At 67.9% G+C, this 12,267-nt stretch carries 13 protein-coding genes; 10 read left to right on the top strand and 3 right to left on the bottom strand.

Annotated features, from left to right (window positions below):
- Positions 1-5: 5 nt before the first annotated feature.
- A complete protein-coding gene (locus RPIT_RS05800; RefSeq protein WP_077341507.1) occupies positions 6-614 on the bottom strand; it encodes a DUF1648 domain-containing protein in 609 nt (202 codons plus the stop codon).
- Between the two features lie 238 nt (positions 615-852).
- Here RPIT_RS05800 and RPIT_RS05795 point away from each other — a divergent pair, with 238 nt between their 5' ends.
- The 6 genes from RPIT_RS05795 (at position 853) to RPIT_RS05775 (ending at position 7,923) form a co-directional block, all read left to right on the top strand.
- On the top strand, positions 853-4,218 hold the full coding sequence (locus RPIT_RS05795; protein ID WP_226996350.1) for a glycosyl hydrolase: 3,366 nt from the start codon (positions 853-855) through the stop codon (positions 4,216-4,218).
- Positions 4,215-4,358: a hypothetical protein gene (locus RPIT_RS14930; RefSeq protein ID WP_176789306.1), complete on the top strand. Its 144-nt coding sequence runs from the start codon at positions 4,215-4,217 to the stop codon at positions 4,356-4,358. The genes RPIT_RS05795 and RPIT_RS14930 overlap by 4 nt, the downstream gene beginning before the upstream one ends.
- A 132-nt stretch (positions 4,359-4,490) precedes the next feature.
- Entirely contained in the window at positions 4,491-4,727 is a 237-nt protein-coding gene (locus tag RPIT_RS05790; RefSeq protein ID WP_077341505.1) for a hypothetical protein, read from the top strand.
- A gap of 163 nt (positions 4,728-4,890) precedes the next feature.
- Positions 4,891-6,171: an ABC transporter substrate-binding protein gene (locus tag RPIT_RS05785; protein WP_077341503.1), complete on the top strand. Its 1,281-nt coding sequence runs from the start codon at positions 4,891-4,893 to the stop codon at positions 6,169-6,171.
- Positions 6,171-7,085, top strand: coding sequence for a carbohydrate ABC transporter permease (locus RPIT_RS05780; protein ID WP_077341501.1), 915 nt, complete (start codon positions 6,171-6,173; stop codon positions 7,083-7,085). The genes RPIT_RS05785 and RPIT_RS05780 overlap by 1 nt, the downstream gene beginning before the upstream one ends.
- A complete protein-coding gene (locus RPIT_RS05775) occupies positions 7,078-7,923 on the top strand; it encodes a carbohydrate ABC transporter permease (protein ID WP_077341499.1) in 846 nt (281 codons plus the stop codon). The genes RPIT_RS05780 and RPIT_RS05775 overlap by 8 nt, the downstream gene beginning before the upstream one ends.
- 10 nt (positions 7,924-7,933) lie before the next feature.
- On the opposite strand, the gene RPIT_RS05770 is transcribed toward RPIT_RS05775, so the two are convergent.
- Positions 7,934-9,454: an ATP-dependent DNA ligase gene (locus RPIT_RS05770; protein ID WP_077341497.1), complete on the bottom strand. Its 1,521-nt coding sequence runs from the start codon at positions 9,452-9,454 to the stop codon at positions 7,934-7,936.
- Positions 9,455-9,502: 48 nt separating this feature from the next.
- Here RPIT_RS05770 and RPIT_RS05765 point away from each other — a divergent pair, with 48 nt between their 5' ends.
- Genes RPIT_RS05765 through RPIT_RS05755 form a run of 3 tightly spaced genes read left to right on the top strand, consistent with a single transcriptional unit; the run spans position 9,503 to position 10,283 of the window.
- A complete protein-coding gene (locus RPIT_RS05765; RefSeq protein ID WP_077341495.1) occupies positions 9,503-9,835 on the top strand; it encodes a TraR/DksA family transcriptional regulator in 333 nt (110 codons plus the stop codon).
- A gap of 45 nt (positions 9,836-9,880) precedes the next feature.
- Complete coding sequence (locus RPIT_RS05760; RefSeq protein ID WP_143028207.1) at positions 9,881-10,081, top strand: hypothetical protein; 201 nt, start codon at positions 9,881-9,883, stop codon at positions 10,079-10,081.
- A gap of 1 nt (position 10,082) precedes the next feature.
- On the top strand, positions 10,083-10,283 hold the full coding sequence (locus RPIT_RS05755) for a hypothetical protein (protein WP_077341491.1): 201 nt from the start codon (positions 10,083-10,085) through the stop codon (positions 10,281-10,283).
- Here RPIT_RS05755 and RPIT_RS05750 read toward each other — a convergent pair whose 3' ends face one another.
- A complete protein-coding gene (locus tag RPIT_RS05750; RefSeq protein ID WP_077341489.1) occupies positions 10,284-10,796 on the bottom strand; it encodes a DUF488 domain-containing protein in 513 nt (170 codons plus the stop codon). It abuts the gene before it with no gap.
- Positions 10,797-10,832: 36 nt separating this feature from the next.
- On the opposite strand from RPIT_RS05750, the gene RPIT_RS05745 reads away from it, so the two are divergent.
- A complete protein-coding gene (locus RPIT_RS05745) occupies positions 10,833-12,263 on the top strand; it encodes an amidohydrolase (RefSeq protein WP_077341487.1) in 1,431 nt (476 codons plus the stop codon).
- Positions 12,264-12,267 lie beyond the last annotated feature (4 nt).

The raw sequence follows: 12,267 nt of genomic DNA, 5'->3' as shown, positions 1-12,267 counted from the left end.
CGCCTTCAGGCCAGCTCGCGATCATGGTCGTCGGGGCGGTAGCGGGAGCCCGTGTAGATCCGCACCGTCACGGCCGTGAGCACCGCGAGGTAGGCGACGACCAGCACCGGGAACCACCAGGCGGGCACGACGCCGCCGGGTTCGTGCGCGGCGTAGCCGATGATCAGGCTGATGGCCACGAAGAGGCCGAGCGTCAGGGCGACGATCACCATGAGGTCTTCGCGCAGCAACCGTTCGAAGCGGATGAGCCTGCGGGGTCGCCCGAGCCACCACTCCTTATGCGGCGCGTTGATGCCGTCCGGCCAGACAAGGACGAGCCGCGAGATCCAGAGCATCGGCGCGACGGTCGCAAGCGGCAGGAGCAGTGCGAATCCGACGGCACTGGTCCTGCTCGACCACCCGTCCGGCACTCCCCCGCCGGACCAGTGCGTCGGGACCCGCTCGGGCAGCGTCAGGTTCAGCCAGACCAGGCTCAGGAGCCACCCAACAACGGCTGCGGCCAGCACCAGTCGCCGCCAGCCACCCGCAGGTTCCCGCTGCAGAAGTTTGGCCTCTGCCGCCACCCTCCGACGGTGCGCCTCCCGTTCTCGCCAGGAGTCTCCCGACCCAGTCACCGCGCTCCCCCTCGCTCCGCATCATGCCTTCGAAGAATTGACCCTATTACCTGTGAAACGGTTTCCCGTAAGGTCATGCATGGGCCATGGTCCGCGAAGAAGCGCAACGACCCGAAGGAGGAAACATGAGAATGCATCACCAAGCGCCCGACGACGCCCCCGTCGGCGGCAGGAAACTGAGGACGCGATTACTCGCTGTAGTCAGCGCCGCCGCACTCATCGCCAGCGGCCTCGGGGGATGAGTGAAGCGAGCGCCGAGACGATCCCCGTCGGCTCCGGCAGTTTCACCACTGACCCCGTTGGGCCCGCCCCGCAGGGCTGTGCCCCGCTCGCGACCAACGCCCGTGCCTACCTGACGGACACCGCACCTGCTGGCGCCGTACCCACCAACGACTGGTGGTCCTCGCTCGTGTTCAAGAAGTACAACTGCGTCGGTAGCGAGCCGCTGCACGCTCACCCCATGTCCTTCCTTCCAGACGCCACCGGGCTCGGAGTCTCCTACACGCAGACCCCGTCCATCGTGGGCGGAAGCGCCGACTACCCCTGGCCCGGGGAATTCCACTACGTCTACGGCCAGGACGTTAAGGTCGGGGTTCAGGGCCTCACCGCGCCGGTCGTCGAGGTCGCCGATTGGACCGACTGGACCGTGACGCCTTCGTGGAGCGATGGCACTCGCTCGATGACCGCAACGATCGGCCATGGGCTCCCCATCGCGTGGTTCGACATCACCGGTGGCGACGCGGTCCTCACCGCCGCAGCCGACCTGCGCGTCTGGCTCAACGACGGGGCTCGTCTCGGGTTCAGCGCCGGCGGCGCCGACTACGTCGCGTTCGCCCCGACCGGAGCTGACTGGACGGTCTCCGGCACCCTGCTCACGAGCGACCTCGGGGGCAAGGGATATCTCTCGCTCGCCTCCCTCCCAACGAGCGCCACCGACACCGATGCTTCCCGCGTCAGCCTCGCGGACCTCTACAGCCCCTACGCCCACGCCAAGGTGGTCGACACCCGCGCCGACTACGCCTATGACGAGGCGACCAGCACGGTCGAGACCGTCTACAGCGCCGTGACCGAGGCGCGAGAGGGGACCAACACCGGCACGGTTCTCTCGCTCTACCCGCACCAGCAGGTTTACCTCGACGGTGTCACCGGCGACGGCCCTTCTGCAGGAGCGGCCCTCGACCGGGCCTACATCTCCCCACGCGGTGAGATGGAGACGCTGGTGGGAGCGACCTCCTTCACCACGGCTACCCCCTTCACCGGCGTGCTTCCGGAGGTCCCCGCCGTCCTCACCGGTGACGGCGACGCGAACGCCCGGTTGGACGCGTTGCTCGACCGTGTCGCCGCCGACCCGATGAGCCCTGACGACGACGACACCTACTGGACCGGCAAGGCCCTCGGCCGAGCGGCACGGATCGTTGAGATCGCCGACCAGCTCGACCGCACCGCGGTCCGCGACACGGCGCTCGCCCAGATCGAGGAGACCCTCACCGACTGGTTCACCGCCTCGCCGGGCGAGACCGAGCAGCTGTTCGCCTACAACGAGAACTGGCGCACCCTCGTCGGATTCCCGGCCTCCTACGGCTCGGACACCGAGCTCAACGACCACCACTTCCACTACGGATACTTCGTCGTCGCCGCAGCAACGCTGGCGCGCTTCAATCCGGACTGGGCGGCCGATACTGCGTTCGGCGGCATGGTCGACGAACTCATCGCGGATGCCAACGGCTTCGACCGTAACGACGACCGCTACCCCTACCTGCGCGACTTCGACATCTACGCTGGCCACGACTGGGCGTCGGGGCATGGTGCGTTCTGGGCCGGCAACAACCAGGAGTCCAGCTCCGAAGGCCAGAACTTCGCCAACGGGCTCATCCAGTGGGGAGCTGCCACCGGAGACACCGCAACGCGCGACGCCGGAATCTACCTCTACGCCACTCAGACGGCTGCAATCCAGCAGTACTGGTTCAACGAGTCGGGCGGCATGCCCGACGACTTCCCGCACGACGTCGTCGGCATGGTCTGGGGCGACGGTGGCACCTACACCACCTGGTTCAGCGCGGACCCGGAGATGATTCAGGGCATCAACACCCTCCCCATCACCGGCGGCCACCTCTACCTCGGACTTCGACCCGACAACGTGGTCGAGAACTACGACCACATGGTCGACCTCAAGCCCAGCGCACCTACCGTCTGGCACGACATCATGTGGTCCTACCTGGCTCTCGGCGACGCTCCTCGGGCACTTGCCTACCTGGACAACGACCGCGAGTACCCGGAGGAGGAGGGCGAGAGCCGTGCGCACACCTACCACTGGATCGCGAACCTCTCTGCACTTGGAAACCTCGACTCCACCATTACCGCGGACGATCCCATTGCAGCGGTGTTCAATAAGGACGGAGCTCGTACCTACGTCGCAAGCAACATCACCCAGGAACCCCTGACGGTGACCTTCTCCGACGGAACCACCCTCTCTGTCCCCGTGGGACAGACGGTGACGTCCGGCGCGCACGCGTGGAGTGGCGGCGGTGCACCGAGCGGAACAGAGGAGCCGACAGATCCGACGACGCCCCCGGTCAGCCCCACCACCACGTTCTACCTCGGCGCTGACGGCTCGCTGCTCACGGAGCCCGGTACGGAACCGACAGTCACGATTCCCGTTGCCCCCGGGCAGGGCATCACCTTCATCCAGGATGAGCTCAACGGATCGTTCCAAGGTGCCCGCACCGTCTTCGATATCGGGGTGGACACGACTGGAGTCGGCAACGCCACCGCGGTCAGGGTCTCCTACGACCTGACCGGTGATGGGGCCTTCGACCGCATCGAGACCTACAACTACTTCGCCACCGACCCCGTGCCCGGCTTCGAGCACTACACGCAAGAGCGTGGGCTGCAGAGCACCGAGGGTGCCCTGGGTGACATGGTCAACGGCACGATGAAGGTTGAGATCTGGAACGTTTTTGGACCCGAGTCCGCCACCATCGATCTCTCCACCTCCGTCGTCAAGGCGCCCTTCCCGGGCATGACCGTCGGCACGCCGACGCCGACGCCCACGCCGACGCCGACCCCCACACCGACGCCGACCCCCACACCGACGCCGACCCCCACACCGACGCCGACCCCGACGCCGATGCCGACAGATCCGACGACGCCCCCGGTCAGCCCCACCACCACGTTCTACCTCGGCGCTGACGGCTCGCTGCTCACGGAGCCCGGTACGGAACCGACAGTCACGATTCCCGTTGCCCCCGGGCAGGCCATCACCTTCATCCAGGATGAGCTCAACGGATCGTTCCAAGGTGCCCGCACCGTCTTCGATATCGGGGTGGACACGACTGGAGTCGGCAACGCCACCGCGGTCAGGGTCTCCTACGACCTGACCGGTGATGGGACCTTCGACCGCATCGAGACCTACAACTACTTCGCCACCGACCCCGTGCCCGGCTTCGAGCGCTACACGCAAGAGCGTGGGCTGCAGAGCACCGAGGGTGCCCTGGGTGACATGGTCAACGGAACGATGAAGGTTGAGATCTGGAACGTTTTTGGACCCGAGTCCGCCACCATCGATCTCTCCACCTCCGTCGTCAAGGCGCCCTCCCGGGCATGACCGTCGGCACGCCGACGCCCACGCCGACGCCGACGCCCACGCCGACGCCGACGCCGAGCGAGCCGACCACCCCGGTGTTCGTGCCCACCGCGCCCTACACCAAGCCCGGACTGCACACCATCAACGGCCGTCAGTGGTAGACCACCTGCGAGCCCTACTCGCAGACCGAACGGTGCCGCACCGAAATCTGGGCCTCCGTTGTCAAGCGCACCGGCGACACGTTCACCATCGAACGGGGCTGGGCGTTCAACAACCTGACCTACCTGCCCTACATGACCAGGGCACAGTGGGCCACCAACCCGCTGGGCCACACCGGCCAGTGGACCGCCGCTGACGGATCCAAGTGGCGCACCGAGTGCGACACCCCCGCCACCGGCGGCAACGGCTGCCGCACCTACCGCTGGACCACCGTGTACAACGCGGTGAGGTCCGAGAAGGGTGGAGGCTACGACTTCACCCAGGAGAACAAGTGGGTGGTCAACAACATCGTGATGTTCAAAGCGAACTGATCGACCACGACAAACGGGGGCCCGGTGCATCGCACCGGGCCCAGGCCTGTTGACGGGGCTATCTCACGGCTCGCGGCCTTGTCTCGTGCGGAATCCGCTGATGTGCAGCAAACTGGAGGGTGCTCGGAGCCGACGACATCGGCAGCGGACGAAGGAGACCTCCATGCGACGACGCACACTTCTCACCGGTTTTGGCGGGATCGCCGCGACAGGCGCACTGAGCGCATGCGGTGGCGGTGAAACACAGCAGAATGAGGCCCCGGCTGAGATCGGCGAGGACACCGAGGCCACTTTGGAGCTCGCGTACTGGGACCGGAACCAGTCCGTCACCGTCGAGGCGCTCATCGCGAGCTTCACCGAGAAGTACCCGCGCATCACCGTCACGCCCGCGCTGACTGGCCCCAGTGAGTACTGGACGCGGCTGCGCACCCAGGCCGAAGGCAACAACCTGCCAGACGTCTTCTGGATGAGCGGGCTACACGTTCAGCTCTACGCCAGCAACGGCATGCTCGCGCCGGTGGCCGATGACGTGAACTTCGACGTGTTCCCACAGGCCATGACCGACCTCTACACGGTCGACGGCGTGCGCTACGGCATCCCCAAGGACTTCGACACCATCGCCTGCTGGGTGAACCAGCGCCTCGTCGAGGAAGCGGGCGTATCGCTTCCCGACCCCGAGACCTGGACGTGGGAGGAGTTCGGCGAGACGACCCGCGCTATCGCCGCCGGTCTGGGTGATCGCGGCCACGCCGTGGTCACCGACCTCAACATCGGCGGCCAGCAGAACTGGTACAACACGGTCGCCCAGGCGGGTGGCTACATCATTCGCGACGGCCGCTCGGGCTACGGCGATCCCGACACCATCCGCGGCCTGGAGTTCTGGTCGAACCTTGTCGCCGACGGCGTCGTTCCCCATCCGCGAGTGATCGCCGACAACCCGCCCCAGACCGTCTTCAACTCGGGCCGCGCCGCTATCCACCACACGGGGTCGTGGGAGACCGCCGGCCTGCTGGCCGACTACCCGGATCCGGGTGAACTCGTCGTCGTGCCGCTGCCCCGGGACAAGGAACGCGCGTCCACCATCCACGGCCTCGCCTACGTGGTCGCGGCGAATTCCCCCAACCTTGCCGCCGCAGCCGCTCTGCAGCGCCATCTGACCTCGGAGGAAGCGGGACGCACGGACGCGGCCAACGGCACCGCCATCCCGGCGTGGGAGGGAACGGCTGACACGTGGCACGAGGTGAAGCCCGAGTGGAACCTCGAGGTGTTCACCACAGCGGCTGAGGAGTACGCGGTGCCTTACCCGGTCTCGCGCAACACGGCCGCCTGGAACCAGTTGGAGGCCGACATCCTCACGCCCGCCTTCGCGGGCGAGGTGCCCATGGCGCAGGCTGCCGAGCAGTTGGCCGAGCAGATGGACGCCCTGCTCGCCGCTGAGAACTGATGCCGGTGGCGGCGGCGGCCGCGCGCCGCAAGCACCCCACGAGTGTGGGGTGGTGGCCAGTCCTCTTCATCGGGCCGCTGTTGGCAGGGGTGGCGGTCTTCTACTACTACCCCATCGTCGCCAACGCCTGGACCTCCCTGACGAGCTCGAACGCCTTCGGCCAGAATCCGGAGTTTGTCGGGGTGGACAACTATGCGGAGGTGTTCGCCAGCGGTGAGCTGGGCTCGGCGCTCGGCAACACCATCGGCTACACGCTCATCGTGCTGCTGGGGATACCGCTCGCGGTGCTCGCCTCGGCACTCATCGCGCTGCCGGGGCTTCGCTTCGCCGGGTTGTACCGGGCGCTCTTCTTCATGCCCTATCTGGCGATGCCGATGGCCATCGCGCAGGTGTTCCGGCTGGTCTTCAACGGCGACTTCGGCCTGGTCAATCAGGGGCTGCGCGCCCTCGGGGTCTCGACGACGCCCTACTGGCTGACCACCCCTGGTTTCGCCCTGCTCACCGTCGCGCTCTTCGGGCTCTGGGCCTCCATCGGTTTCAACGTCATCATCTTGTCCGCTGGGCTCAAGGGCATCCCCGTCGACCTCTACGAGGCAGCATCCCTTGACGGGGCCGGCCCGATCCGGCAGTTCTTCAGCATCACCGTCCCGCTGCTCACGCCGTCGATCTTCTTCCTCACCATCATCCAGACGATCAATGGGTTCCAGCTCTTCGACGCCCTGTTCGCCCTCATGGGGTGGACGAACCCCGCACTCCCCCAGACCCGCTCGCTGGTCTACCTCTTCTACCATCAGGGCTTCATTGTCAATGACAAGGGCACCGCCGCGGCCGTCGCCATGGTCATCCTCGTCCTCGTGGCGGGTGTGACCCTGGTGCAGTTCGTCGGGCAGCGCAGGTGGGTGCACTATGGCTGATCCATCGGCGCGACGGCGCTCGCGCGGGCCCCGCTATCCGTGGGCACACGTCCTGCTGATTCTCGGGGCACTGCTCATGACGTTCCCTTTCTTATGGCAGCTCCTCATGTCGGTGTCGACCAACGCGGAGATCCAATCGGTGCCCCCGCAGCCCATCCCGGACCGGCTTCACTTCAGCAACTACGCGGAGGTGTTCGAACGGCTCCCGTTCCTCAATCAGTTCGGCGTGTCGGTGCTCATCACGGTCGCGCGCACGGCGGGCCAGGTGGTCCTGTGTTCGATGGCCGGCTACGCGTTCGCCCGGATGCGGTTCCCGCTGCGCAACGTCTTGTTCATCGCGCTGCTGCTCATCCTGATGATCCCGTCGCAGGCCTACATCATTCCCCAGTACGGCCTCGTTCAGGCCTGGGGACTGTTGGAGACGCCGTGGGCGATCATCCTGCCGGGGCTGTTCTCGGCCTTCGGAACGTTCCTGATGCGGCAGCAGTTCATGAGCCTGCCCATCGAGCTCGAGGAGGCCGCGCGGCTCGACGGCGCCAACCCGTTCCAGGTGTTCTCCCGCGTCATGCTCCCGCTGGCCACCCCAGGAATCTTCGCGGTGGCGATCACGACGGTGCTCTACTCGTGGAACGACCTGCTGTGGCCCCTCATCGTCACCACGCGCGAAGAGTCGATGCCGCTGAGCGTCGGCATCGCCACACTGCAGGGACAACACACCACGGACTACGCCGTCATCATGGCGGCGTCGGTCATGGCGATGGCCCCCATCTTCGTCCTGTTCATGCTCATGCAGCGCCGGGTCATCGAGGGGCTGGCCACGTCGGGCCTGAAAGGCTGACCCGCCTGGGTCACCGGAGCAGCGCCCTCAGGGTGTCGATGGTGTCGGCCTCGGCGGGGGCCTTCTCGTCGGCACCGGTGCGGTAGCGCTTCACCCGCGCGAACCGCAGCGCCACTCCCCCTGGGTAGCGGCTCGAACGCTGGACGCCGTCGATGGCGATCTCCACCACGGTGGTCGGGGCCACCGTGATGCCCCACTCGGTGCGGCCGGTCTCGAGGGCGGCGAAATGCTCGGTCTGCCAGCGCAGAATCTCGTCAGTCATGCCCTTGAAGGTCTTGCCGACCATGACGAAGCCGCCAGGCTCCCCGAACCGTCCTTCGGGATCCCTGGCGCCCAGGTGGATGTTCGACAGGGTCCCGGCGCGCCGACCCGATCCCCATTCGATCCCGAGCACCACCAGGTCGTAGGTGTAGACGGGCTTGACCTTCACCCAGTTGTTGCCCCTGCGTCCCGCCGCGTAAGGGGCGTCGAGCGACTTGACGACGATCCCCTCCTGCCCCGCGGCCAAGGCATCATCGAGAACGCGCTGCGCCTCGCCGGGGACGGAGGTCTCGGCGCCGCGGATGAGGCGGTCCCCGACGATCCTCGCCAGAACGGCCCGCCGCGTTTCGAGCGGCTCGTCGATGAGGGTCCGCCCCTCGGCGTGCAGCACATCGAAGAACCACACCGCGAGGCTGCCCTCGCCGCCGTGACTGCTCAGTCGGCTCATGGACTCCTGAAAGGGCCGCGCGCTGCCATCCTCGTCCAGGGTAAGCGTCTCGCCGTCAAGGATGAGATCCCCGCCCGGAAAAGCCGCCACGGTCGCCACCACCTCTGGAACTCGGGCGGTGATGTCGGCGAGGCTTCGCGTGTAGGCCCACACCTCGTCCCCGGTGCGGTGCACCTGCAGGCGGGCCCCGTCCAGCTTGTGCTCGACCGAGGAACGGCCGGTGGCTGCGATGGCCTCCGCGGCCGTCGCAGCCGTCGAGGCGAGCATCGGGAGGACCGGCACGCCCGGCGTCAGCCCGATGCGTTGCAGGTCGTCCCCCGCCATCGCCCTTCGCGCGGTCTCTGCCAGATCACCGGTGAGCATCGCCGCGCGTCGCACCAGCTCCTTGGGCTGCCCAGCGGCGGCGGCCACGGCGTCGGTGAGGATTCCCTCCAGAGCGCCGCTTCGAACGTCGCCCAGGATGACGCGCGCGAGATGGTCCTGCTCGCTACGGGTGGCCGAGGCCATGAGGCCAGCCAGCGTCGAGGCGCGCACGGCGGTCGACCCTGGCCCCGAGGCCTCGGCCAGGGTATCGAACGCCTCACCGACGTCCCCGAGACCCAGCGTGGGCCGATCGGCCGCCCGTTGCCGGTGGGCCTGCAGGCCCCTGGCACCGACGCCCAGCCGTCCCTGCGGCGGCTTGCCCACGAGCAACCCGATGGCTGTGCGCAGATCCTCAGGCTCCACCTGACGCAGGAAACTCGCGAGCAGCTCGATCTTCGCCGTGCGCGACCGGGTGCTGGCCACCTCGGCGACCGCGTCCACCAGGGTCTTCAACTGCATGGTCACGATTGTGCCCCTCGTCGCCGTCTCCTGAGCGAGACTGTGGAGATGGACGCAGACGACGAGGAGATTCTGGCCCGGCTGGACGAGAAGTCCGCGGAGCTGAGGGCTCGGCTGGGCGAGCTCACAGCGCCGGTGGACGCCGACAGCGTCATCGGCTTCGGCAAGAGGATCGGCGATGGCACCACGCAGGCCATCCAGCAGATGGGCGACGCGTCGATGGCCCAGAACGCTTCCCATCTGCTCGACCAGGTCGAGAAGGCACGCGCCAAGGTGGCGGCCGGCACCTGGGGCACCTGCGATGTGTGCGGGGAGCCGATCGGGGAGGGCCGCCTCGAGGCGAGGCCGTGGTCGCTGACCTGCATTCGCCACGCACGATGACCCATCCCACCTAGGATGGTCAACACCGAGAGAAAGGCGAGCACCATGTCAGGCGAGATTTCAGAGACCGCGCGCATGACTCCCCGCGGAGACGCGGATGGAAGCGGCCCCGGCCAGAACGAACAGATCCCCCCGGCCGTCGACGCCGGGCACGAGGCCCAGGGTGAGCCGCGGGACTACTCCCCCGGCCCCGGCAGCGAACACCCCACGGACCGCGCGATCGCCGACCCGGACGAGGAACTCTGACATGAGCGATCTGTTCCCCATCAACGCCGGAGTCACCGAGCAGAACCTCGTCGAGGAGGTCACGGGCCGCACCCCGCAGGTCGAGGACGACCACGCCCCCGACACGCGCGAGCCGGGCGACCCCGTCGAGTCCCCGGGCCCGGACGACGAGATCCAGGTGGGCGGCCGCGTCGAGGGCGAGGACCCGCGCGACAACGCCTGATCAGGTCTCCGGATAGGTGATCGTCGTCCCGTCCACGACGGCGAAGTCACGGAGCGTTGCGGGGGTTGCGCGGCCGTCGGGCATGATGTGACTGACCTCGTGCCCGCGCACCAGCATGGCCTCAGCCACGAGCGAGCGGTGGCAGCGCCACCACACGGCCTCCGCGCACATGATCGCGACCGTGTGCTGCTGCGTGCGGGCGGTCAACTCTTCGATGCCCTCGGCGAACTCGGCGCTCAGCATGTGGTCGGCGTAGGCCTTGAAGGACTTGTTGCGCCAGGCACCGTTCGGCGAGTCGGGTACGCCCTTGCGGAGCCCTCCGAGCGACGCCAGGTACTCGTGCCCGATCCCCTGAGCGGCCAGCGAACCGGGGAGCGAATCGAGGTTGTACTGGGGATTGGTCCGCGAGCGTGGCACTGTGCGAATGTCCACCAGCAGGTCCACAGCGTGCTGTCGCAGCAGAGCGACGAACTCCTCCAGCGTGTGGGTGGAGTGCCCGATGGTGAACAGCATTGCCACTTCCCTCCTTGATGGGTCAGACTCCCAGCTATGAAGCTCACGGTGACGAGGGCCCGGACCCCTCGAGACCTCTACGCTACCGGCTCGGATCTCATCGACGTCGAAGTGTGTGACGGGGTGATCGCAGCGATCCGCCCGTCGGGAGGGCAGGTGGCCGGTCGAGTCCTCGACGCCGACGGCGCCACGATTCTGCCGGGACTCTGGGATGCCCACGTGCACCTCGCGCACCACGCGATGGTGGCCTCGGCTATCGACGTGTCGGGGACGGACAGCGCAGAGGCCACCGTCGCCATCCTGGAACGCGAGGCCGCCCGACGGCCGGGTGAGATTCTCCTCGGGTTCGGGTTCCGCGCGGGGGGCTGGGGCGACCCGCCGTCGGCGTCGCTCCTCGACGCCGTGACGAGCCAACCCATCGCCTTGATCTCGGGCGACGCGCACTCTTTCTGGGCCAACACCGCCGGTCTGGCGCTGGCAGGGTTTGCGGGCCACCCGAGCGGGTTCCTTGTCGAGCACGAGGCTTTCGCTGCCCAGGTGCAGCTCATGGACGCGGCGGCGGACCACATCGACGAGGCCGTTCGGAGCGTGTCCCTCGCCGCGGCACGGCGCGGCGTGGTGGGCGTCGTCGACATGCAGATGGGGTGGACCATCGGTGCCTGGCGGCGCCGCGCCGCCACTCCCCCACCCCTCAAGGTGCTGGCGGCGATCTACCCGGACGACCTCGATCGCGCCGTCACCTCCGGCCTGCGGAGCGGTGACCGGATCGCGGAGAGGGTGTGGGTCGGCCCGCTGAAGATCATCGCCGACGGCTCCCTCCACTCCCGGACGGCGCTCTGCACCGACGAGTACCCCGACCCCCTGCCCCACCTGCCGCACGGACAGGCCAACTATGACCAGAGCGAGCTGGAGCGACTGTTGGGCGTCGCGGCCGGCCACGGCCTTGACGTGGCCGTCCACGCCATCGGCGACCTCGCCGTCACCCGCGTCCTCGACGCCTTTGCGGCCACGGGTGCCCGAGGCAGCGTGGAGCACGCCCAGTTCGTCACCCCGGCGAACATCTCCCGGTTCGCGCACCTCGGCGTCGCGGCGAGCGCACAGCCGGCCCACCTGCTCGACGACGCTGGGTCGCTCGACGACATCTGGCCCGGCGCAGGCGGGCAGGCGTTCCCGTTGCGGTCCCTCCTCGACGCCGGCGCGACGCTGCGGTTCGGGTCCGACGCGCCCGTCGCCCCACTCGATCCGTGGCTGGCCATGGACGCCGCGGTCAACCGCACCCATCACCCGGAACAGTCGATCACCCCGGGCGAGGCCATCCTGGCGAGCGTCCGCTCGTCGCTGGCGGTCGGTCAGCCGGCCGACCTGATCCTGGTCGACGCTCCCACCGAAGCTCTGGCGGAGGGACGATTCGGTGCCGTCCAGGTCATGGCCACGATTCTCGACGGGGCGATCACGTTCGCGAACTAGGCTG

The organism is Tessaracoccus flavus (assembly GCF_001997295.1).
GTDB classification, from domain to species: Bacteria; Actinomycetota; Actinomycetes; order Propionibacteriales; family Propionibacteriaceae; genus Arachnia; species Arachnia flava.
Note: the sequence above shows the minus strand (reverse complement) of the source record. Positions and strands in the feature narration are given on the sequence as shown.